Annotated in this window: 24 protein-coding genes; 6 read left to right on the plus strand and 18 right to left on the minus strand. The window is 37.2% G+C overall.

The genetic code is table 11. From position 1 onward, the window contains the following. Window positions 1-2: 2 nt before the first annotated feature. Together ACLIBH_RS03725 and ACLIBH_RS03730 are read right to left on the minus strand one after the other, a co-directional pair. Window positions 3-812, minus strand: coding sequence for an inositol monophosphatase family protein (locus ACLIBH_RS03725; RefSeq protein ID WP_439315346.1), 810 nt, complete (start codon window positions 810-812; stop codon window positions 3-5). Window positions 813-963: 151 nt separating this feature from the next. Beyond that, window positions 964-1,158, minus strand: coding sequence for a hypothetical protein (locus tag ACLIBH_RS03730; RefSeq protein ID WP_439315347.1), 195 nt, complete (start codon window positions 1,156-1,158; stop codon window positions 964-966). 240 nt (window positions 1,159-1,398) lie between these two features. Here ACLIBH_RS03730 and ACLIBH_RS03735 point away from each other — a divergent pair, with 240 nt between their 5' ends. After that, on the plus strand, window positions 1,399-2,016 hold the full coding sequence (locus ACLIBH_RS03735; protein ID WP_439315348.1) for a DUF1054 domain-containing protein: 618 nt from the start codon (window positions 1,399-1,401) through the stop codon (window positions 2,014-2,016). A gap of 115 nt (window positions 2,017-2,131) precedes the next feature. On the opposite strand, the gene ACLIBH_RS03740 is transcribed toward ACLIBH_RS03735, so the two are convergent. From ACLIBH_RS03740 to ACLIBH_RS03775, 8 genes are all read right to left on the minus strand, one after another. Further along, window positions 2,132-3,094: an NAD(P)H-dependent flavin oxidoreductase gene (locus ACLIBH_RS03740; protein ID WP_439315349.1), complete on the minus strand. Its 963-nt coding sequence runs from the start codon at window positions 3,092-3,094 to the stop codon at window positions 2,132-2,134. A gap of 289 nt (window positions 3,095-3,383) precedes the next feature. After that, window positions 3,384-3,500: a GapA-binding peptide SR1P gene (locus ACLIBH_RS03745; protein ID WP_439315350.1), complete on the minus strand. Its 117-nt coding sequence runs from the start codon at window positions 3,498-3,500 to the stop codon at window positions 3,384-3,386. 97 nt (window positions 3,501-3,597) lie between these two features. Then, window positions 3,598-4,455, minus strand: coding sequence for a polysaccharide deacetylase family protein (locus ACLIBH_RS03750; RefSeq protein WP_439315351.1), 858 nt, complete (start codon window positions 4,453-4,455; stop codon window positions 3,598-3,600). Window positions 4,456-4,584: 129 nt separating this feature from the next. Then, the gene (gene lpdA, locus ACLIBH_RS03755) at window positions 4,585-5,991 is read right to left on the minus strand and encodes a dihydrolipoyl dehydrogenase (RefSeq protein WP_439315352.1); all 1,407 of its coding nucleotides are present in this window, start codon (window positions 5,989-5,991) and stop codon (window positions 4,585-4,587) included. Window positions 5,992-5,994: 3 nt separating this feature from the next. Further along, window positions 5,995-7,281 (minus strand): dihydrolipoamide acetyltransferase family protein, encoded by a 1,287-nt coding sequence (locus ACLIBH_RS03760; protein ID WP_439315353.1) that lies wholly within the window; start codon window positions 7,279-7,281, stop codon window positions 5,995-5,997. A 26-nt stretch (window positions 7,282-7,307) separates the two neighbouring features. Then, on the minus strand, window positions 7,308-8,285 hold the full coding sequence (locus tag ACLIBH_RS03765; RefSeq protein ID WP_439315354.1) for an alpha-ketoacid dehydrogenase subunit beta: 978 nt from the start codon (window positions 8,283-8,285) through the stop codon (window positions 7,308-7,310). Between the two features lie 3 nt (window positions 8,286-8,288). Next, entirely contained in the window at window positions 8,289-9,332 is a 1,044-nt protein-coding gene (pdhA, locus tag ACLIBH_RS03770; protein WP_439315392.1) for a pyruvate dehydrogenase (acetyl-transferring) E1 component subunit alpha, read from the minus strand. 510 nt (window positions 9,333-9,842) lie between these two features. After that, window positions 9,843-10,523: a YkyA family protein gene (locus ACLIBH_RS03775; RefSeq protein ID WP_439315355.1), complete on the minus strand. Its 681-nt coding sequence runs from the start codon at window positions 10,521-10,523 to the stop codon at window positions 9,843-9,845. A 176-nt stretch (window positions 10,524-10,699) separates the two neighbouring features. On the opposite strand from ACLIBH_RS03775, the gene def reads away from it, so the two are divergent. Then, window positions 10,700-11,251 carry a peptide deformylase gene (gene def / locus ACLIBH_RS03780; protein WP_439315356.1) on the plus strand — a complete coding sequence of 184 codons (552 nt, stop codon included), beginning with the start codon at window positions 10,700-10,702 and terminating at the stop codon, window positions 11,249-11,251. 40 nt (window positions 11,252-11,291) lie between these two features. Here the strand turns inward: def and ACLIBH_RS03785 are convergent, their stop codons facing one another. Continuing rightward, window positions 11,292-12,068, minus strand: a complete 777-nt coding sequence (locus ACLIBH_RS03785; protein WP_439315357.1) for a Cof-type HAD-IIB family hydrolase — start codon at window positions 12,066-12,068, stop codon at window positions 11,292-11,294. Window positions 12,069-12,587: 519 nt separating this feature from the next. On the opposite strand from ACLIBH_RS03785, the gene ACLIBH_RS03790 reads away from it, so the two are divergent. Together ACLIBH_RS03790 and rnjA are read left to right on the plus strand one after the other, a co-directional pair. Beyond that, complete coding sequence (locus ACLIBH_RS03790) at window positions 12,588-12,797, plus strand: DNA-dependent RNA polymerase subunit epsilon (RefSeq protein ID WP_439315358.1); 210 nt, start codon at window positions 12,588-12,590, stop codon at window positions 12,795-12,797. Between the two features lie 3 nt (window positions 12,798-12,800). Next, window positions 12,801-14,468: a ribonuclease J1 gene (rnjA, locus tag ACLIBH_RS03795; protein WP_439315359.1), complete on the plus strand. Its 1,668-nt coding sequence runs from the start codon at window positions 12,801-12,803 to the stop codon at window positions 14,466-14,468. A gap of 667 nt (window positions 14,469-15,135) precedes the next feature. Here rnjA and ACLIBH_RS03800 read toward each other — a convergent pair. The 3 genes from ACLIBH_RS03800 to cbpB form a co-directional block, all read right to left on the minus strand. Continuing rightward, the gene (locus ACLIBH_RS03800) at window positions 15,136-15,801 is read right to left on the minus strand and encodes a potassium channel family protein (protein ID WP_439315360.1); all 666 of its coding nucleotides are present in this window, start codon (window positions 15,799-15,801) and stop codon (window positions 15,136-15,138) included. Between the two features lie 185 nt (window positions 15,802-15,986). Beyond that, window positions 15,987-16,529, minus strand: a complete 543-nt coding sequence (locus tag ACLIBH_RS03805; RefSeq protein ID WP_439315361.1) for a peroxiredoxin — start codon at window positions 16,527-16,529, stop codon at window positions 15,987-15,989. A 234-nt stretch (window positions 16,530-16,763) separates the two neighbouring features. After that, window positions 16,764-17,216: a cyclic-di-AMP-binding protein CbpB gene (gene cbpB / locus ACLIBH_RS03810; RefSeq protein WP_439315362.1), complete on the minus strand. Its 453-nt coding sequence runs from the start codon at window positions 17,214-17,216 to the stop codon at window positions 16,764-16,766. A 544-nt stretch (window positions 17,217-17,760) separates the two neighbouring features. Between cbpB and trhA the strand changes: the two genes are divergently transcribed. Next, window positions 17,761-18,396, plus strand: coding sequence for a PAQR family membrane homeostasis protein TrhA (gene trhA, locus ACLIBH_RS03815; RefSeq protein WP_439315363.1), 636 nt, complete (start codon window positions 17,761-17,763; stop codon window positions 18,394-18,396). Window positions 18,397-18,464: 68 nt separating this feature from the next. After that, entirely contained in the window at window positions 18,465-18,656 is a 192-nt protein-coding gene (locus ACLIBH_RS03820) for a hypothetical protein (RefSeq protein WP_439315364.1), read from the plus strand. 142 nt (window positions 18,657-18,798) lie between these two features. Here the strand turns inward: ACLIBH_RS03820 and allB are convergent, their stop codons facing one another. Genes allB through ACLIBH_RS03840 form a run of 4 tightly spaced genes read right to left on the minus strand, consistent with a single transcriptional unit; the run spans window position 18,799 to window position 23,189 of the window. After that, window positions 18,799-20,202, minus strand: coding sequence for an allantoinase AllB (gene allB / locus ACLIBH_RS03825; RefSeq protein ID WP_439315365.1), 1,404 nt, complete (start codon window positions 20,200-20,202; stop codon window positions 18,799-18,801). A 26-nt stretch (window positions 20,203-20,228) separates the two neighbouring features. Then, window positions 20,229-21,167 carry a dihydroorotate dehydrogenase gene (locus ACLIBH_RS03830; protein WP_439315366.1) on the minus strand — a complete coding sequence of 313 codons (939 nt, stop codon included), beginning with the start codon at window positions 21,165-21,167 and terminating at the stop codon, window positions 20,229-20,231. After that, window positions 21,167-21,952: a dihydroorotate dehydrogenase electron transfer subunit gene (locus tag ACLIBH_RS03835; RefSeq protein ID WP_439315367.1), complete on the minus strand. Its 786-nt coding sequence runs from the start codon at window positions 21,950-21,952 to the stop codon at window positions 21,167-21,169. Before ACLIBH_RS03835 ends, ACLIBH_RS03830 begins: the two co-directional genes overlap by 1 nt. Then, window positions 21,939-23,189 carry a Zn-dependent hydrolase gene (locus tag ACLIBH_RS03840; protein ID WP_439315368.1) on the minus strand — a complete coding sequence of 417 codons (1,251 nt, stop codon included), beginning with the start codon at window positions 23,187-23,189 and terminating at the stop codon, window positions 21,939-21,941. Before ACLIBH_RS03840 ends, ACLIBH_RS03835 begins: the two co-directional genes overlap by 14 nt. Window positions 23,190-23,574 lie beyond the last annotated feature (385 nt).

Here is a 23,574-nt window from a genome sequence, read left to right on the forward strand (position 1 = left end):
CGTCACTTTCTTCCAATTAGCAGATAATCATGTATAATCCGATTATGTATTTGTTTATTGCCTGTAAAGACAGCGTTCCTTGTCAACAAATTTAGCGGTTCCCCGTCAATATTGGTAGTAACTCCACCTACTTCATTCACAATAATTATACCCGCTGCAAAATCCCATGGTTGAAGTCCCATTGTAATATAACCGTCAATAATTCCTTCGGCAACAAATGCAAACTCAAGGGCAGCTGAACCGTATGTTCGTGTCCCTCTCACTCTTTTAACAAGTTGCTGCATCGCTTTTTCTTCCACCAGTCGATTCGGGCTTAGCCACGTATGATTGAATGCAAGTATGGACGTTTCCAATGTACTATTATTGTTTAATAACGGCAATTTTACTTCATTTTTATATGCGCCTCTGTTTCGGATTGCACTATAAAGTACATCTTCCATAACATCATATATAAGACCAATCTCTCCGATACCTTCTTTATATATCCCAATAGAAATTGCAAAATTTCTCTTTTGATGAACGAAATTCATCGTCCCATCTATAGGGTCAATGATCCACACGGTACCATCAAGTGTTGTGATGTTATCCCCATACCCTTCTTCACCAATTAACTTGTGATCTGGGAACACTTTCTTAATCTGTTCTGCAAAATATTGTTCTGTTTCTTTGTCCAACTCCGTTACTAAATCATTTGGGTTCGATTTCCAATTAATAATGAGGCGTTTATTCATATTTTCTTTAATCCGATTACCAGCCTCTAATATCCATGATTTAGCCTGATGATATAATTGCTCATTTCTATTTTGCTTCATGCATCTGCTCCTTTCTACTTTAAATTGTAGCAAAGTAAGAGAAGAACGTCACATTTTATAAAAATTAATGAAACAATTTTACCATCACATAAAAAACGGCTTTCATATGTATTGATTTTATCCAATGAATACATATGGAAGCCGTTTAAATTTATAAATCACTTTCTATTTTTACTTTTTGCAGCCGCAATTGTCGCAATCGTTCTTTTGATTTAATGATCTGTACGGTGTCTCTTTCCTGCATCGCATCATATAGTGTAGCTAACTCATAGTCAATTTCCATTCTAATTACTGGTAACCGTTCCTGCTCTTCCTTCCGCCTAAGTGCTTCCATCACATATTTCACACGACTCACACCTTTTAATGGTTTTTTTATATATATGAAGTAATTCTTAATATGTTCAAGCATTTTCACTGGATCGTATATTTTAATATTCCCCACAATTAATAGAATTTAAACATAAAACATTGTTTACAATGACCCTATATAGCTTGACTTCATACGATTAGAAATGATAGCTTAAGCGTTAGCAAATGATTTTCCATGTCAACGACAAAATGAACGAGTAAAGTGGTGATTGAAATAATGAGTTTTAATGGTTTTATAAAAAGTGACTTCAATACATTTGAAATTGAAGGGCTTGAACAAAGAATGGAAGCTATACAACAACGGATCCAACCAAAGTTTGAGATAATAGGAGGACAGCTCGTTCGTTTCCTTACCGAGAAACTAAATCAAGAAATGTACGTGCATATTGCCCGTCATGCTCGCAGAACAAAGAATCCACCAAATGATACTTGGGTAGCTTTTAGCCATAACAAACGAGGGTATAAAAAACACCCACACTTTCAAGTAGGTCTATGGGATGATCGAGTATTTCTATGGCTTGCTTTTATATATGAATTGCCAAACAAAGTTGAGATTGCTGACGTTTTTAGCGAGCATGAGCAGGAGATCTTTGAACGGATTCCGAATGATTTTGTTCTTTCCATGGATCACATGAAAAAAGATGCTCAAGCAGTGGATAAAAAAGTGCTAGCGGTAGGAATAGAACGATTTAAAACGATAAAAAAATCGGAGTTTCTGATCGGTAAGCAATACGAGGCGCATGACAATCTTTTAAAAGATGGTGATGCCTTTATAAAAGAAGTAGAACGCGTATATGACCAATTATTACCTATCTATCGACTCGCGTTTACTTAAATGAAATTGTAAAACGAACTAAAATAAAGCTCACCGCTGCACAAAAGCAACAGTGAGCTTTATTTTTAGGTGCTCAACAAGTGAAACATGGATATCACATCTAATAAACACCAAATTAACTTATGCACCATTTCTTTCTTATTAATTCTGCTTCATTTATAATTGATTTCATTAGCTGCTCAACGGTTGGAATATCATGGATTCTTGCTGCACCTTGTCCTGCCCAACCAAACCCTTCTGTTTCCTTCCCATCATGAATAAACCGTTTATTTGCTTCACCACTAATATAATCTTTAAGCGATTCGTATCCGTTCTTATCCGCTTCAATTTCTAAAATCTGTTCTGTCCATCTCCCTTTCAACGCACGAGCTGGTGCACCGATTGATTTTTTAATAACGGTTGTAGCATTTTCGTCGGCATCAATTATGGCTTGCTTATATACTGGATGTGCTGTGACACATTCTTTTGTTGCAATAAACCTAGTCCCCATTTCAATGCCATCGGCTCCAAGGGCAAGTGCTGCCATTAACCCTCGGCCATCAACAATGCCACCCGAAGCCAATACTGGAATTGATACATAATCAGACACTTGTGGAGTCAGTACGAATGTACCTGTATCACTACGCCCTATATGTCCACCGCCTTCTTGTCCTACGACCATTACAGCATCCGCTCCAAGCTGCTCTGCTTTTTCAGCTTGTCTTCTTGCAGCAACAAGTACGAGCGTTTTAATTCCGTGTCCCTTTACCATATCCAATACACTTTTAGGATTGCCACCTGTCACCGAAATAGCAGGTACTTTTTCTTCAATTGCAACATGTACCATCTGCTCAAAAGGCCGACGCTGTTGTCCGATTGCAAAGTTTACACCAAATGGCTTTGATGTTAGTGATTTCACTCGCCGTATTTCTTCACGCAACCGTTCGGGATTCGGTAAACTCATCGCTGTTACTTGACCTAACCCACCGGCGTTCGATACAGCGGCGGCTAAGTCGGCGTAAGCTAAATGAGCAAGTCCGCCTTGGACAATCGGATAGTTAATTCCAAAAGTTTCCGTTACTCTCGTTTTCCATTCCATAATAATTTGCCCCCTTAACAAATAAATTATATCTAATTAATACACTATACATTGTGAACAATGGATGCAAGCATAATAAGCATAAGCTTTTAATGAAATAACTTTGTTAAATAGGGATTTCGAATTAGCTTGTGAAAGATAAAGAGTGATACCTAATACAAGTGATTGGAGGGTACGAAATTATAGCCGGATGAAAGTATAGAGCTTTATTTTCTTAGAAGTTCACATTGAAGTAAATTAAAAAGAAGCTGTAAAAAGTACAGCTCCTCTACACTTCATTGTATTTAATTTAAACGGCCTCTTTTTCATACGAGCAATTTGAACAAGTTCCATAGAGGGTTGTTACTTTCTCATAATCATAATGATCAATGATCTGTTGGCAATCTTGGCAAATAATTGTACCCATCAAACCCATCTCCTTATCTCATATCGTATACTCTAATCATATTATAGTATGTCACATTAAGGAGGTCAATAGCTAAATATCATAACACATTAACAATTTACTCGGTTTGAATAAGTGCCGGGTCAATTATTTCATACCCTTTATCTCTCAATCCTTTTACAATACTTTCTAACGCTTCGGCTGTCCATTTCCGATCGTGCATTAACAAATTTGCTCCGTTAGCTAACTCAGGTGCATTGACCATTATGTCGGCAATTGCTTCCCGTGTCATATACTTTTTATCCCAGTCGTATCCATAAGACCAATTCATCAGGAGCATGTCCTCTTCGTTTGCTAATTGCTCAGAGTAATCGGTATTTAGCCCAAACGGAGCTCGAAAGTATTTTGGACGCTCACCAATAATTGATTCCACCATATCGCTTACATGAATTATTTCTTCACGCTGTTTTGCTTCCGATAAATTTGGAAGCTTTTCGTGACTATAAGTATGATTGCCAATTGCAAACCCCATATTATGAATCTCTTTTAATATCTCTTTTTCTTCATCTGTTTCTAAAAAATGCCCATTTACAAAAAATATTGCTTGCGCTTCTAGTTTTTTCAAAGTTTTGGCCATTTCCAAAGCATACGTATTTGGAGCATCATCGATTGTAAGTAAGACAACCTGTTCGTTTGTTTTCTCATCTAATGGTTGAATAAACCATGTAGTAGTATTTATTTTATATTTTGGTTGATTGTCTTCATTTTGATTCACTTTTTCATCTGCTTGCTGCGCTTCTTGTTCTTCTGTTTCTACTTCAGGTACTTTATCTACTTTTTCCTCTCTTAGTTCCTTTTCCCCTGAAGGCAGTTGTTGATTCGGGTTCGTTTTTTCATTTTGTTGTTCCGTAGATTGTTGTTCGCTACAAGCAATTAATAAAAAAGGTATAAATAGAGTTAATAATTGTCGTTTCATGTCATTCCCCTTCGTGTATAATGTTTTCTCGTTGCATTTCTTCTCATCTATTTCAGAGCAAGCAGACCGAAATAAACAACAAATAAAAGAGAGCTGTGTTTAATACAGCCCTCTTTTATATTTTATTTATTATAGCATATGAATTGGTGTTCCTAAAGCTACTTCTGCAGCTTCCATTGTTATTTCACCTAGAGTAGGGTGTGCATGAACTGTTAATGCAATGTCTTCTGCAGTCATACCTGCTTCAATTGCTAGTCCTATTTCAGCGATCATATCACTTGCATTAGGTCCAACAATTTGCGCACCAATTACTAATCCATCTTCTTCTCTCGTAATTAGCTTCAAGAAACCATCGCTATCATTTAATGATAATGCCCGTCCGTTTGCTGCAAACGGGAACTTTGATGCTTTTATGCTGTAGCCAGCATCTTTTGCTTCTTTTTCTGTATACCCGACAGACGCCATTTCTGGATCAGAAAATACGACAGCCGGCATACCTAGATAATCGATTTCAGATTTTTGTCCACTAATTGCCTCTGCAGCAACCTTTCCTTCATAGGATGCTTTATGAGCCAATGGAAGGCCTTTAACAACATCACCAATTGCATAAATGTTATCAATATTAGTACGACATTGTTTATCGATTTTAATTAGACCTTTATCATCGACTTCAATCCCAACCTGATCCAAACCGATTTCTGCTGTGTTCGGGCGTCTTCCAACAGTTACGAGTACATAATCCGCATCAATAACTTCTTCTTTACCATTGGATTCATACGTAACTTTAACGCCATCTTTTGTTTCTTCAACACCTTTTGCCATTGCTTCTGTAATAATGTCAACGTCTTTTTTCTTCAAACGCTTTTTAACAATTTGAGTCATTTGCTTTTCAAATGTACCAAGGATATCTTTTTCACCTTCAAGAATTGTAACCTTTGTACCAAAGTTTGCATACGCCGAGCCTAACTCTGTACCAATATATCCGCCACCAATTACGACTAACTTCCCAGGAATTTCATTTAAATTCAATCCCCCAGTAGAGTCTAGCACACGATCGGAAAATGGAAAGCTAGGAATTTCAATCGGTGAAGATCCAGTAGCAATAATACAGTTATTAAACGTATATGTTTGTGAATTCTTTTCGTCCATCACTTTTGCATGCTTGTTATCAACAAAGTATACTTCGCCTTTAACGATATCTACTTTATTTCCTTTTAACAAACTCTCTACGCCAGAGGTTAAACGATTCACAACTTTCCCTTTCCATTCTTGGACTTTAGAAAAGTCTACCGTTACATTTTCAGTTGTAATACCGAGCTCTTCATTACCATGTGCATTGTCAGCCAAGTGACCTGCTTGAATCAATGCTTTAGAAGGAATACAGCCTACATTTAAGCACGTTCCTCCTAGAGCTCCTTTATCAACAATTGTAACTTTTTGGCCGAGTTGTGCAGCTCTAATTGCTGCAACATATCCACCTGGTCCTGCACCAACGACTAAAGTGTCTACTTCAATTGGAAAATCTCCTACTACCATGCCTTACGCCTCCATCATGATTAATTGTGGATCATTCAATAATCTTTTAATTTGGTTGAGCGCCAATTGCGCTGTAGCACCATCTACAATTCGGTGATCAAAGCTTAACGATAAAGCCAAAACTGGAGCAACTACAATTTCACCATTACGCACAACTGGTTTATCTGCGATTCGACCAATACCAAGTATAGCGGCTTCTGGATAATTAAGCACAGGTGTAAACCACTGTCCCCCAGCGGAACCAATGTTTGTAATTGTATTTGAAGCTCCGCTCATCTCTTCAGTTGTTAGTGTACCACTCCGAGCTTTATCTGCCAACTCATTAATCTCTTTGGAAATTTCAAAAATGGATTTGCGATCAGCATCTTTAACTACAGGCACAAGCAATCCCTTATCCGTGTCAGCAGCAATACCAACATTGTAGTAATGTTTATGCACGATTTCATTTGTTTCATCATCAATTGCTGCATTCATAATTGGATATTTTTTCGAAGCAGAAACTAGCGCTTTAACGACATACGGCAAATACGTTAACTTAATGTCTTGCTCAAGAGCTACTTCTTTAAATTGCTTCCGATGGGCAACAAGTGCTGTTACATCTACATCGTCCATTAATGTTACGTGTGGTGCTTTTGTTTTTGAGTTTACCATCGCTTTTGCAATTGCTTTTCTTATACCGCTCATTTTTTCGCGTGTTTCTGGATAGTCACCTTTTGGCACTTGTGTAGTAGTCGATTTTGTCTCTTGTTCTGTATCTTCTGCTGATGCTGTATCTGTCGTTTCTGTTTGTTCGTCTCCATTTAAGTAACGGTCAATATCTTCTTTTAATATTCTACCATTTTTACCCGTACCAGAAACCGATTGAATTGATACATCATGATCACGGGCATACTTTCTAACGGATGGCATAGCAATGACACGCTCGTTAGTCGACTCGCTTTCATTTGCATCTTTCGTTTCTTCTTTTTCATTTTTAGAATCCGATTCAACTGTAGACGAATCGTTATCCTCTTCTTGAGTCTCAGCTGTAGTTGAAGCTTCAGACTCATACCCTTCCGCATCGATTGAGACGAGCACATCGCCTACGACTGCTACTGTTCCTTCGTCTACGTGAATTGTTTCAATTGTTCCATCTACTGGGGATGGGATTTCAACAACTGCTTTGTCATTTTGTACTTCACATAAAGGGTCGTCTTCTTTTATTTCATCGCCTTCTTTAATAAACCACTTTACAATTTCACCTTCGTGAATTCCTTCACCAATATCAGGTAATTTAAATTCAAATGCCATACTAAATACCTCCTATCTTTCTAAAATTAAAAATTAATGACTTTTTCTACCTTTTCGATAATATCTTTATGATTCGGAAGCCATACTTCTTCTGCAGCCGCAAACGAATATACCGTATCAGGAGCAGCTACACGGAGTACTGGAGCTTCAAGGTGTAATATCGCACGTTCTTGAATTTCAGCAACGACTGTCGATGCAATACCTGCTTGACGCTGCGCTTCTTGAACAACAACAACGCGATTCGTTTTTTCTACTGATTTAATGATCGTTTCTATATCTAGTGGCCAAACTGTACGAAGGTCAATAACTTCTGCTTCAATATTTTGTTTTTCAAGCTCCTCGGCTGCCTTTAAACAAGCATGAACCATTGCACCGTAGGCTATTAAAGTTACATCTTTACCTTCTCGCTTAACATCTGCTTTACCAAGCTCAATCGTATACGATTCTGCCGGAACCTCACCACGGAATGAACGATACAGCTTCATATGTTCTAAAAACACGACAGGATCATTGTCGCGGATAGACGCTATTAACAATCCTTTTGCATCATAAGGTGTTGATGGGATTACAACTTTTATCCCTGGTTGCTGGGCAATCAAGCCTTCAAGTGAGTCTGCATGAAGTTCTGGGGTTTGTACACCGCCACCAAAAGGCGAACGAACCGTTATTGGTGAAGTATGTGTTCCACCTGTACGATAACGCATACGCGCCATTTGCCCACTAATAGAGTCCATTACCTCATATAAAAATCCAAAAAATTGAATTTCTGGTACCGGTCGAAAGCCTTGCAATGCAAGACCAATCGAAAGGCCACCTATTGCTGATTCCGCTAAAGGCGTGTCAAATACACGATCTTCTCCAAATTCATCCTGTAATCCTTCAGTAGCTCGGAATACACCGCCATTTTGTCCTACGTCTTCGCCGAAAACAAGCACATTTTCGTCATTTTTTAACTCCGTACGCATTGCATCTGTTATTGCTTGAATCATTGTCATTTGTGCCATGATTTACTTCGACTCCTTTTCTTTATATTCCTTCATTTGCTCCTGAAGATTATACGGAAGCTCTTCGAACATATGTCCTATAAGTTCAGTTACCTTTTGTTTTGGGTAGCCGTCTGCTTTTTTAATCGCTTCTTTAATATCCTCTTTCGCTTCTTCAATTACTTTATCTTCGTCTTCTTTTGACCAAAGCTTTTTCTTTTCTAAATAAGTACGGAAACGAACGAGTGGATCTTTCTTTTCCCATTCTGTATCAAGTTCTTTTGTACGGTAACGAGTTGGATCGTCACCAGCCATCGTATGCGGGCCATAGCGATAAGTAATTGCTTCAATTAGAGCAGGTCCTTCTCCAGCAATTGCACGGTCACGCGCATGCTTTGTAATTGCATACATCGCCAGCGGATCCATACCGTCTACTTGAAACCCTTCTATACCTGCAGCAACTGCTTTTTGTGCTAACGTTTTTGCTTTCGTCTGCTTCTCAACTGGAACAGAAATCGCAAAAAAGTTATTCTGAACAAAAAAGATAGCTGGTGCGTTATATGCTCCTGCGAAGTTAATCCCTTCATAGAAATCTCCTTGAGAAGTTCCACCATCCCCTGTATACGTAACAGCAACTGCTTTTTTCTTTCTAAGCTTCATACCAAGTGCAACACCGGCCGCCTGCACATATTGTGCTCCGATAATAATTTGTGGACTTAACGCATTAACTCCTTCAGGCATTTGATTTCCGTGATAATGTCCTTTTGAAAATAAAAACGCCTGATATAAAGGAAGACCATGCCATATTAATTGTGGTACGTCACGGTATCCTGGTAAAATAAAATCATCTTTCTCTAATGCAAATTGGCTTGCAATTTGCGACGCTTCTTGCCCAGCTGTAGGAGCGTAAAAACCTAGTCGGCCTTGACGATTTAAGGCGATCGAACGCTGGTCAAGCACTCTCGTATACACCATCCGGCGCATTAGCTCTTTTAATTCCCCATCGGATAGGTCGGGCATATCTTCTTTATTAACTATCTCTCCATCTTCATTCAAAACTTGGAACATTTCAAACTGATTTTCCACATTTTCAAGTACATGTTTCAAAATGGCCACCTCTTCCTTTCAATTTAAACTCTTATTTTTTCCTGCGCTTTAAATTAGTTGTCTGTATAACAATGCCACGTTACGTTAGCTTGACGGTGCGGAGCATATTTAACTTAATCTAACAAACGTATTCATGTAATTATTACTTTTCACTTCTTGTACCCGATTGAATGCAACTTTAATCATAGCATCAATCTGTTACATAGAAATGTTGAATAATAATAGTACAATATTTTGCCTAGTTAGAGTTTAGCTCATTTACATATAAAAGGTCAATCCCTTTGTTTGTTTTTATTGATAATCCAATAAATAACTACTACGAATACCGTTAGAAATTACATTTGGAAACAATCTGTTACAATCATTAATAACTCCTGTATTAATACTAACTATTTTTTTGCATAAAAATAAAAGAACTAAATGTTTACCATTCAGCTCTTAATATGTACTATTTTTTTAATTCAACACACGCTAATTCTCTAAATTCGAATGTCCTTCAAATTCAACTTCAACATCAACCAGTACGTAAAATTCTTTCTTTAAATTATTATAAAGTACCGTCTGCTCATTAAATTGCTTATTCGCTTCAAGGACATTTTTATAACTTTCATTAATTCGTGTAATTTGTGAGATTAATGCATCTTGTTCTACATCTTCTTTTTGAAGCATCGTGTATAATTCCTTCTCAAGGTCTAAAGAGGTTTTGTATGCACGATGAATTTTATCGTAAGCATTATACCTCTGCAACATGACATCATACATTTCTTGCGCCTTTTTCTTAGCTTCTTCGTCCTCAAGCTTACTTAGTAACTTTTCAACCTTGCGAAACTCTTCCTCTGATGCCTCTATGCTTTCTTTTTCAAGATCAATTTTTTCACTTCTTTTATTAATTGTGTCAATTGCTTCATTAGATAAGTTAACAATTTTTTCAAAGTCTTGCATGCCGAGCTCAATTATTTCATTGTACAACTCTTTTTCTTTTTCTTCCAGATTCGTAATATGACTTTGTTGATCTTCAAATCCCTTTTCGAGTTGTACCGTTTCTTCTAGATGGTTGTATATTTTATCTACTGTATTTTTTTGCCCACAGGCAGGTAGCAGAATAATTAAACTAACAAGAGCGATACCAATATATATTCTTACTTTTAGCACGGAGGTGCCTCCTTCATTAAATAAAGTCCTTTTTACATGTAGCCAGTATACCAAAATTAAACTTTCGTTAAAAACATTTGTCTCTTAATGCTTGTACAATACTAATTTATGAAGAAAATTCAATATATATGTTAATATAATTAAATATGAACAGATTTAATTTTGAGGTGATAAATATGATAGTAATGAAGGACATTGTACGAGAGGGTCATCCCGCATTACGAACAAAGGCAGAGGAAATATCGGTTCCTCCTTCACAAGAAGATAGAGATACATTAATCGAAATGATGGAATTTTTAGTGAACAGTCAAGATGAAATGCTCGCTGAAAAATACAACTTAAGGTCAGGTGTTGGGTTAGCTGCGCCACAGCTTGGTATTAGCAAGCGTATGATAGCCGTACACTTTACAGACGCGAAAGATACCGTCTATAGCTATCAATTAATAAATCCAAAAATCGTTAGTCATTCTGTCGAAATGGCTTATTTAGCCGGAGGAGAGGGCTGCCTGTCTGTTGATCGAGAAGTTGAAGGGTATGTACCTAGATATTCACGGATTACAATTAAAGCCTTTACCCTTAACGGAGAGCCAATAAAATTACGATTAAAAGATTATGCAGCAATCGTGTTTCAACATGAGATTGATCATTTAAACGGAATTATGTTTTATGATCATATTAATAAACAAAATCCCTTTACCATACCAGATAACGCGAAAGAAGTTGAGTAAAGCATGCGGGTGCAAAAATATGAACTGCGCCCGCTTACTATTATTTTAGTAACCCATATTTCCTTAAAGCATTGTAAATGCCATCTGCTTCTACACGATCTGTTACGTCATCTGCTGCTTGTTTAAGCTGTTCAACCGCATTTCCCATTGCAATCCCCATTCCCACTTCTTTTATCATTTCCAAGTCGTTTAAGCCATCTCCAAAGGCAATGCTGTTTTTACGATCAATGCCACTTGCATCCAATATTTTCTTTATCCCGATTGCTTTAGATCCACCTTTTGGCAATACATCACACGCTTGATCGCCCCAGTGAATAAAATGAAAAGCATCGTGCGATTTTGAAAAAGGCGTAGAATTATTGGCTTCATAAAATAAAAGTGCTTGAAAAATAGATTCGCGTTCATAAAATCGGTCTTCTACTTCAGGGTAATAAAACTTTAATCGCCCTAGCCCATCTGCTACAGCAGGATGCCCTGCAATAGTCGCCTTCATCTCTTTATCGCTCATGAGTATCATTGGATATGCTTTGTCTTTGGATTCTTCATACAAGTTTTTTAAACTCTGTGTACAAAGTGGATTCTGGTAAATCGTTTCCCCTTCAAATACAACGTGTTGGCCCGTATAACTGACATACGTATCAATCCCTAAATTTTTGCGTAAATCTTCAAACATAAACGGTGGCCGTCCAGTAGCTATTGCCACTTCTACCCCGTTATTTTGCAAATCCTTAATTGCTTTTTTTGTCGATGCAGGAACTTGCTTTTCTTCATCATAAATTGTACCGTCAATGTCAAAAAATACGATCTGCTTACTCACTCATACCATTTCCCTTCTTATTCTTCATAATTTAGGCATGTATAAATAATTCATTGCTCGCAAAAAATATACAAAGTTAGAAAATGAAACTTGTTCGGTTCGTATGTATGTAAGTCGATTAGTAATTAATTACAAAAATTTAAAGGTTATTCATTTCAATATTTCTTAAACCATATTATACTGTATTTAAGAGGGATTGGATCGGTAGAACGTTTTATGCTTTTCTTGATTATGTGAAAGGAGTTGTGTACCTGCATGTTAAAGCGCCTAAAAGAAAAACTCAAGAATCGCTGGAAGGATTTTTTAGGCAGAGAACGTGTACCTACAACTTATAAATAGGACTACCCTTACACTTGCTTTTACCCAACCACACAACTATTAATGTACTATAAATGAACGAAGCTTGCTACGGAAATGAAATAATGACAAAAATCAATAGTAATGCAGACGGCTCTTTGTTCGGTTGGACGCTGAGTAAGGATGCAGATATATTGAAAATGACGAAATAGGAGAGATGATATGATTTTTAAAGTACTTTACCAAGAAACACCTAATGAAGCACCTATAAGAGAACGAACAAAAAGTGTCTATGTTGAAGCAGATTCTAAACGAAATGTTCGCAAAAAATTAATCGATCGCAATTACAACATTGAATTTATTCAACAGCTAGATGAGGCACATTTAAACTATGAGGAAAATTCCGCCAATTTTGTTTTGGAGAAGCTATAATTTATGAAATTTGTTAAAAATGATCAGACGGCCGTTTTTGCACTCGGCGGCTTAACAGAGATCGGAAAAAATACGTATGCTGTGCAATTTCAGGATGAAATCATCTTAATTGATGCAGGCATTAAATTCCCGGAGGACGAGCTTCTGGGAATCGATTATGTAATTCCCGATTATACGTACCTTGTGCAAAATCAAGAAAAAATAAAAGGTTTATTTATCACACATGGTCATGAGGATCATATTGGCGGGATCCCTTACTTATTGCGTGAAATAAATGTACCCATTTATGCTGGTAAACTAGCGATCGGATTAATTAGAAATAAATTAGATGAACATGGCTTATTGCGAAATGCCAAGTTAAATATTATTCAAGAAGATGATGTCATTAAATTCCGTAAAACAGCAGTAAGCTTCTTCCGTGTTACACATAGTATTCCCGATGCTTATGGAGTTCTAGTTAAAACACCTCCGGGAAATATTGTTCATACAGGAGATTTTAAATTCGATTTTACCCCTGTAGGAGAACCGGCTAATCTAGCTAAGATGGCCGAAATAGGCAAAGAAGGCGTGCTTTGCTTGCTTTCAGATAGTACAAATAGTGAAGTGCCCGGATTTACAATGTCGGAGCAAGTGGTTGGTGGCAATATTAACGATATATTTAGTAGTGTAGATGGACGATTAATATTTGCGACATTTGCATCGAATATATATCGATTGCAACAGGTAGTCGAAGCTGCTGTAAAGCATAATCGGAAAGTTGCTGTTTTTGGCCGTAGTATGGAGTCATCCATTCAAATTGGTCAAGAGTTAGGATACATTAAGGCTCCGAAAAATACGTTTATTGATACGAATCAAATTAATCGTTTGCCTGCTCATGAAGTAACAATTTTATGTACAGGTTCTCAAGGTGAGCCAATGGCAGCCTTGTCTCGAATTGCAAATGGTACGCATCGTCAAATACAGATCAACCCAGGAGACACTGTCGTGTTTTCATCTTCTCCAATCCCTGGAAATAATGTTAGTGTCAGCCGGACTATTAACCAGCTTACACGCGCTGGTGCTGAAGTAATTCATGGCCCCTTAAGCAATATTCATACATCTGGTCACGGGAGCCAAGAAGAACAGAAGTTAATGCTGAGACTTATTTCACCAAAGTATTTCATGCCGATTCATGGAGAGTATCGCATGCTAAAAGAACATACAAAACTAGCTGCTGCGTGTGGCATTCCGTTTGAAAATTCTTTTATTATGGATAATGGAGATGTACTCGCATTAGGTAAAGACTCTGCAACTGTTGCGGGTAAAATACCTTCTGGATCGATTTATGTCGATGGAAGTGGTATTGGCGATATTGGTAACATTGTTTTAAGAGATCGTCGAATCCTTTCTGAGGAAGGGTTAGTTATTGTTGTAGTAAGCATTAACATGAAAGACTTTAAAATTGCTGCAGGTCCAGATATTATTTCTCGGGGATTCGTATATATGCGAGAGTCTGGAGACTTAATTAATGAGGCGCAAAAACTCGTTTCTGCGCATTTGGATAAAGTAATGGAACGAAAAACAACACAATGGTCTGAAATTAAAAATGAGATTACCGATACGATTGCACCGTTTCTATACGAAAAGACAAAGCGCAGACCGATGGTTATGCCAATAATTATGGAAGTATAAAAAGAGTAATTCAAAAAACAGTACACGAATGGAACACCTAATAAATATAAAAGAAGTCAGAAAGTCCAATATAAATGATGGGCTATCTGACTTCTTTTATTACTATTATTGAAAAAAGTATTGGTTCTTTGTCAAATGACGTTGGTGATGTATTTTAAGTCGAGGATTACATACACGAAAACATGAAAGCTTTTGCTCTGATTTCGCTGACGTGCAATACAGCCGACGGGCTTTCCGCGGGTACGGCCTCAGCTTCTGTAGCCCCTCTATTCCAGTCGCTACAGTGATCTTCGGTCTCGTGCTATTCCCGCAGGAGTCTGACGACTTTCGTTCCAGTCAGCTTAAAGAGGGCTAATAGCCTTATTGCATACACTTCCATACTGTTTCAGTTGCATTGGCGTGTGTTTCTTTATGATGTTTGTATTGTATTTTGTTTCTACAGGTTTTCGCTTGAAATAAAGCATGATTCGATACTTATCATTCGTGAAGTTTCTGTACCCATAAGCGAATCGACAAGTGATTTCAAATATTCCTACCAAAAAGTAATGTGCTATTTCTTCACCAACGTCATATATTGTACAACCAATGCATTTCATCTAGTAAAAAATCTGCGAACCGAAAGCATACTTCTTTTTCAACAGCAATGCTCTCTTATTTTAACTTACATCTAATCATCAATTACTAAGTGTTTTTCGAACTTGGAAATATCTTTATCCGCACCAATAACAATTAAAATATCATCCTCTTGCAAGGCATAATCAGCACGCGGGGATACATTAATATCTTTTTTGCGTTTAATTGCAACAACGTTACAACCAAAATTTGCTCGAATATCTAAATCGATTAATGTTTTTCCAATCATCTTCTGGCCAGATTTTACTTCTACAATACTATGATCGTCCGACAGTTCGAGATAATCGAGAATATTACTTGAAATTAAACTATGCGCAATTCGTTTTCCCATATCTCTCTCAGGATGGACGACATGATCAGCACCGATTTTATTTAAGATTTTTTCATGGTAATCATTTTGTGCTTTTACCGTTATCTTTTTAATACCTAAGTCCGTCAAAATAACTGTCGTTAATATACTTGCTTGTATATTATCTCCAATCGCTATTATTACATGATCGAGGTTTTTTATACCTAATTCTTTTAATGCTGCTTCGTCTGTTGAATCAGCAATGACAGCATGAGAAGCGATGTTTTTATATTCATTCACTTTATGCGGATCATTATCGATAGCAAGTACTTGCATTCCTTCTGAACTTAGTTCCTTGCAAATACTGCCTCCAAATCGTCCTAAACCGATTACTGCAAATTCTCGTTTCATCTCGCTATTCCTCCATCATGACTAAAGTCTATATACTCCTTTAGTCTAACACATTCCTTTTGATTCAAACAAAAAATTGGTGAACAAACAGAATACAATCGTTATGTGCTTCAACGTTTGATTAAATGGCAAAAAGCTGACGAATTAAGCAAAAATTGCTTAATTCGTCAGCTTTCTTTTTGAAATTATAAAGTTTTTTGACCTGGCTTCCAGTTTACAGGACATAATCCTCCAGTTTGCAATGCTTGCAACACACGCAATGTTTCTTCTACATCACGACCGATATTGTTATGGAATACCGTTTGATACTGCAATTCACCTTCAGGATTAATGATAAATAGTCCACGTAATGCAATTCCTTCTTCTTCAATAAGCACGCCGTACTCTTTTGAAACAGAATGATTTGTATCTGCCGCTAACGGGTAGTTCAAATCACCAAGTCCATTATCTTCTCTTGGCGTATTAATCCAAGCTTTATGTGTATGAATCGTGTCTGTTGATAAACCGATTACTTCTGCATTTAATTCTTTAAATTCATCGTAACGATCAGACATCGCTGTAATTTCAGTAGGACATACGAACGTAAAATCCATTGGGTAAAAGAAAAGTACTGTCCACTTTTTATTTTTAATATTTTCTTCAAGGCTAACTTTTCCAAATTCCTTATTAGGCATTACTGCTTCCATTTCAAAACGCGGTGCTTGTTTACCTACCATTCTTTCTACCATCTATAATACCTCCAAGTATATGTTGTATATTTTTGAAACCCATATTTGATTATAGACAACTTCTTCATTTTAGTCAATGTTAAATGATAATTAATATAATCCAGCTCAGTTTCCTGTCTTAAATCTGCTTCAACTCGACCTTAAGAAATATTTATATACCGGTTTATTCTCAATTATGCCTTAATAATAAAGTATTATTTTTAACAAATTAGCAAAAGAACTAGGTAAACGATTTTATAAATTTCTCTCTGACGCATAGTAATCGCGCTTGACTACTTTTAAAATTGCTCTTCTCGTTAAAATACCATCAAAATATCCTTCATTATCGACAACACAAATAAACGGTTCATCAATAACCGCTTTTAACCCTTCTATAAAGCTCGCATCCTTTGTTATACTTGGCATATCCGCTGTCATCACTTCATGTACTCTCATATCTGAGAGCTTCTCTACCTCATATCGTTCCAAACCTAATATTTGATCCAAAATAACCGTCTTTCCAATAGCACCTACAAGTTTATAGGAAGAATCCAGCACAGGAACGGCAGAATAACCAGATTTAATTAGAACAAGCAAAGCATGCTCTAACGGATTGTTCAGCTGTACATGTGCCACCTTCTCTGCAGAAATCATCAAGTCTTCAACTGTAATGTCTTTTAATTTTTTGCCTTCTTCTATTTTATTCATGGGAAAGCGCTCCTTTTTAATTCTCATATTATATAACTATGGGTTTCATCCCTTGAAAAAGGAGTATTTATTCGGAAACTCACAGTTCTAGTTTACCATAGTTGTTGAATTTGGAACATGTTAAACGCTTTAATTTGAAATATTTTACAGTATATTTAAAGCGGTTACATATTCATGCAATTCAACAAATAGTATGTAGCGTAATAAAGAGATCGTTTACTTCGCTCAAAATGTATTTAGTTATTCCCTTTTACCATGAGGTTTTCATGCGCTGCTCTCTTCCCGCATGTGGCAGATACTTATTGTAACCGAAATACATTTAATTTTCATGTTAAAATCTTTCGTCTTACTGATGTGAACAGCTAAGAACAATGTTTCATCGACGAAACAATGGGGGTGTTGCGATACCAATCTCTATAAATACACGTGCACAAAAGCATGCTTCTTTACACTACACCTACTCCATTAATGGGTGTCGTATTAGCTTAGCGTCTATTTTCCATGTACAATAGGAGTATATTGTGAATTATAAAGAGGTGTTTTAATGAATGTTCATGTTTTTAGTAAAAAGGAAGAAGTGGCACACGCAATTACACATGCAATAGGGGCTGTCTTGAGCGTTATCGGCCTGATTTTACTTATTATTTACTCCTCTTTAAATGGTACTGGTTGGCATATCGTTTCTGCTACAATTTTTGGTGTTACGATGCTTTTGATGTATATTTCGTCTACAGTAGTACACAGCTTGCCTAAAGGTAAATGGAAAGATTTGTTTCAAATTATTGATCACGCTTCTATTTATTTGTTTATTGCTGGTACGTATACACCCTTTTTACTTGTCCATCTAAGAGAAGGTGTTGGCTGGTTTCTCTTTTTTATTATATGGGGAATTGCACTAATTGGTGTAGTGTTTAAAGTGTTTTTCATAAACCGTTTTTTAATTTTATCTACTCTAATATATGTTGTAATGGGTTGGCTTATTATTACCGTCTGGTCTCCTCTCACAGAGACAGTTAATGAAAAGGGGATTCTGTTATTAATTATTGGCGGCATATTTTATACGGTCGGTGCGGTATTTTATATGATCCGAAAAATTCCATACCATCACGTCATTTGGCATTTATTCGTCCTTGCTGGATCTATCTGTCACTTTTTTTCAGTTTTTTACTACGTCATTTAATATCCACAATACTACGGACGTGCTATAATAAACTTATATATAATGTCGCAGATGGGAGTGTCTGATTCGTGAATACTCAAAATAAGGTTAAAGCATTTGCCAAACTGTATGGCTTACTTACTTTTTATTATGAAAACAGAGACCAGCCAGTTGAGAACGATTTTGATTTTTTCGCTGAGGTGGAAGGTTTATGCACCACACTTGATTTGGATTTTGAAGAGTTTAAAAGGGAATTTAAATTAACTAATTTTACTGGGTGAACATAGGCTACAAACACGCAAAGATGGATTTGATCAACAATTAAACGTGATCAAATCCATCTTTATTTATTTTGGGTATTCGGAAAATAACGCTGAATAAGAATGTTTCTAATATAGCCCTAAGATAAGTGTTTCCCAAGTGTTATAGATTATTATGCACAGGGGTTACACACTGTCCAACCGGTTTAGACTGAATCGTACCATCCTTCATAACTGTAATACCATTAACGATCGTCTGAACTGGCATGCCTTGTATGTTAAATCCATCGTATGCAGTTACTTTGCTTTTACTGTGTAATTTCTCTCTCTTAATTACTGATTTTTTATCCATATCAACAATTGTTAAATCTGCATCTGCACCAACTTGTATCGCACCTTTTTTTGGAAAAACGCCGAATTGCTTTGCGGGATTTTCCGCCAGAAGACAAACAAGCTGCTTCATTGAAATTCTCTTATTCGAGACTTCATTTAGCATGAGAGGAACTAACGTCTCCACACCACACATACCTGCAGGAATTGAATGTAAATCTCCACTTTTTTCTTCCTCTGTGTGTGGCGCATGATCTGAACATACAAAGGAGATCGTTCCCTCCATTATACCTTGCCAAATACGGTCTTGGTCTTTTTTATATTTCACTAATGGGTATACTTTCATTGAAGGTCCGATGTTTTTATAATCTTCATTCGTTAAAAACAAATAGTGTGGACATGTTTCGGCTGTTATTGGATATCCGTCTAGCTGTGCTTGCTTAATTAACTCTACTCCTTCAGCTGTACTGACATGTAATATATGCAGACGAGCACCTGTTGCCTTAGCCATTGCAATACCCGTTTGGATTGTGAGCTCTTCCGCTAAATTAGGTCTTGTCGCTAAAAAAGCATGATAATCATTCCGTTCCTCAAACTTCGCCTGACTTGTTAGTCGATTAATAAGCTCGCTGTTTTCTGCATGTATAGCAATCGTCTGCCCGGTTTTCGCAACTTCTTTAAACATGTCATATACTTCTCCATCTGAGCACGGTGGGAAAACATCGTCCATGTTTTCTGAATAATTGTATTGTAATTGAAACGTTTGCTTATGAACTGCATAGCCCCAAAAATATTTAAAGCCAATTACGCCTGCCTGATGCAAGCCTTTAAAATCATTTATATTTACATCTCCTAGACAGATTCCCCATAATCCAAAGTTAACGTGTGCTTTTGGGAGTAAGTTTTCAACCTGCTTATGGAAGTTTTCCGCATTATTTATCGTAGGATTTGTATTAGGCATTTCAAAAATTGTTGTAATTCCACCAGCAGCTGCCGCTTGTGTCGAGTGAAAGAAATCCTCTTTGTGAGTTGCTCCACCATCGCGAGAATGAACATGTGTATCGATTAAACCAGGTAAAACATACCGACCAGCTGCATCTGTAACTTCCTTAGCCTCTCCATCTAAAGCCTCATTTGATATAGCTGCGATTTTACCATCTTTAATATAAATATTTGCTACAAAATCGGAAGTCGATGTAACGATATGACCATTTGTTACAATATGATCCCAATGCATAATTCCACCTACCTTCTGCTTATAAATTAGATGGAGCATTCAGCAGACAATGAAGAATTATCTACTGCTCCTATTAATTCCGTAACGTGATTCACGTTATACTCGTTCATATAATCTTTTATTCCATCAATAATTTCGATCATTGCCAAAGGGTTAATAAAACTTGCTGTACCTACTTGCACAGCTGTTGCTCCTGCCAATATCATCTCAATTGCATCTTCTGCATTCATCACGCCACCACAACCAATAATTGGAATTGAGCAGACTTGTCGTACTTGATAGATAAGGCGAACAATAATTGGCTTAATAGCCGGTCCAGATATACCTCCTAAAACATTTCCTATTTTAGGCTTTCTCGTATGAATATCAATTGCCATAGCTAAAATAGTATTTGCTACATTCAAACCATCTGCCCCTGCATCTTCACAAGCACGTGCAATTTCTTGAATGCTCGTTACATTCGGTGTGAGTTTCGCAATAACGGGTACATCTGTTACACCTTTAACTTTTTCCACTAATTTGTATGATATGTCCGCATCCATACCAAATGCTTTCCCATCACCTTTCAAGTTCGGACAAGAAATATTTAGCTCAATACCAGATACACCTTCTGTATTCCCAATTACTTCAGCCATTTCAGCATATTCGTCAATGGAATCAGCGGATATACTAGCAATTAACGGGGTAGTGTATGATGCGTAAGCAGGAATCGTATGCTGTAAATAATAAGGGAGACCTTTACTCTGTATCCCAATGGAATTTATCATTCCGGCGTTCACTTCACATACTCTTGGCGTTGCATTACCTCCACGCGGATATTTGGTAATGCTTTTCGGTACAACAGCACCAAGCTGATTGAAATCAAATAACGATTCCATCTCATGCCCAAACGCTCCAGAAGCTGGCATAATTGGGTTCTTTAATTTAAGCTTTCCTATCTGAACAGTTAGATCCAGTTCTTTCATTAGCTTAGCACCACCTTTTTCAAATCAAACACTGGCCCTTCTTTACAAACGCGGACCGATTCAACATAATCTTCATGTTGCAAATCACATACGCAAGCATAGCAAACACCCATTGCACAACCCATATGTTCTTCTAATGCTATTTGACCTGGTATTTGTTTTTTCGTCGTTACTTTTTGCATTAATCTGGATAATCGTTTTGATCCACAAGTAAAACCAGCTTTTATCGAATGCTTTTGAAAAATAGTTTCAATTAGCTTTTCGACATGCTCTACATCACTTGTTCCGTCTTCTTCCGTTACTTTATACACTTCCGCTCCAAACCCTTGTAATGTTTCCGTTGCCAAGAGATCATTATTGCTACGGGCACTTAAAATAGCTACACATTTAACATTCTTTTTAGAAGCTTCCTGTGCCAGCGCTGCAAGTGTCGCAATGCCGACTCCTCTTGCTAAAAGTAATATCGTATCCCATTCTTCTTCCAACTCAAATCCGACACCTAACGGGCCAAATACATCTAAATAATTGCCTGCTTGCATATACGTTAGGTGCACTGTTCCAGCACCTTTAACTAAATATAAGAATTCGATTGTTTTTGAATCCTCATTTATTCGATAAATACTAAAAGGTCTGCGCAAAAAAGGGAATGACATTTCCGCACATTTTAAATTAAAAAATTGTCCAGGTGTAATTTTCTCTTTTATTTCAGAGGCATCTACTACCATATGCCAGTATCGATCACTTACTTGAATATTTGATAATATTTTTAACTTATAGACGCTCATTCGATACACCTCCTAAGGCTGCTTTTACCATTACTTCCTTCAATAATAAAACTCCCGAATTAATTTCCTCTATGGAAGTAAATTCTTCTGGATGGTGGCTTAATCCATTTTTTGAAGGTACAAATATTAAGCCAGACGGGCAAAGTGAAGCCATATTCATCACATCATGACCCGCCCCACTTGCCATTTTCAAATACGAAATACCCATTTGTTCACACGTTTCTTCCATCATCCCAATAACTGAATCATCCAACATAACAGGTGATTCGTTTCCTAGTTTTTTTACATCGATCGTTAATTTTCTGCGTGCTTCAAGCGCTTTGACCAATCGATTCAGTTCCTTCACTACTTTTTCCTTAGATGCAACGGATGTGCTACGGATGTCTACGGACAATTCAACGTTACCAGGAATAACATTCATTGCACCTGGTGCAACGTGACAGCTCCCAACTGTTGCGACTGTCCCATGCTCTTTCTCGAGACATGCCAACCTTTCCAAAGCCAACGTAATTTCTGCAGCGGCACAAAATGCATCCGCTCGTAAATGCATTGGTGTAGAACCTGAATGCGCCGCTTGCCCTTTAACCGTAATAATAAACCGAGTCGGGGCAGCAATCCCTGTTACGAGACCAACTTGATAGCCGGATGTTTCTAGTACAGGCCCTTGCTCAATATGAAGCTCGTAAAATGCTTTAAACGCTTTCTTGCTTCGACGTGCATTCTCGATTTGATTTACATCTAAATCACATGCTTGAAAAGCTTCACGAATCGTTATATTATCTTTGTCTTTAAGCGTTTTAAGCATTTCTTTGTTAATCTTTCCGGTCATTGCTTTACTCCCAATCGTAGCTACACCAAATCGTGCCGATTCCTCACACGCAAATACAATTATTTCGATCGGATGCTTTGTTTCAATATTTTCTTCATTCAACATTCGAACTACTTCGAGGCCTGCAAGTACCCCGACCGTACCATCGTATTTCCCACCGTTATATACACTATCAATATGTGATCCACAAGCTACTGCTGGTAGTTCTGGATTCATACCTTCTCTACGTGCAATTACATTCCCAGCAGCATCCACTGTAACTGTCATATTTTCATGCTCAAATAATGTAATTAAATAAGCCAATGCTTCTTGCTCTATTTCTGTATATGCTAAACGATTCATCCCTTGATACGATCTACCATACATATTTAAAGCTTCGATCGTTTCTGTAAAGCGTTGTAAATTCATGATATCCCCCTCAATTATACTATCTTCTTATTAGTATATATTGAATCAAGTAACCGTTTTCTTGTCGTTATATACAATAAAACACACATTTTATTATCGATTTAGATAAATTTAATCACTTTATACAGCTGGATGAATCCCATTAAAAAAATTGGTTCTTTGTCAAATTACGTTGGTGATGTATGTTAAGTCGAGGAATACCTAATATTAAGTAGAACGAAAACATGAAAGCTTGCGCTCTGATTTCGCTGACTTGCACTACACTTTCGGCGGGCACAGCCTCATCTTCTGTCGCTCTTCTATCCGAGTCGCTACAGTGATTTTTCAGCCGCTTGCTATTTCCGCAGAAGTCCGTCGAATTTCGTTCCAGTCAGCCTAAAGAGGA

The sequence above is a fragment of the Virgibacillus sp. W0430 genome (assembly GCF_051846935.1).
GTDB lineage: Bacteria > Bacillota > Bacilli > Bacillales > Amphibacillaceae > JBPYCR01.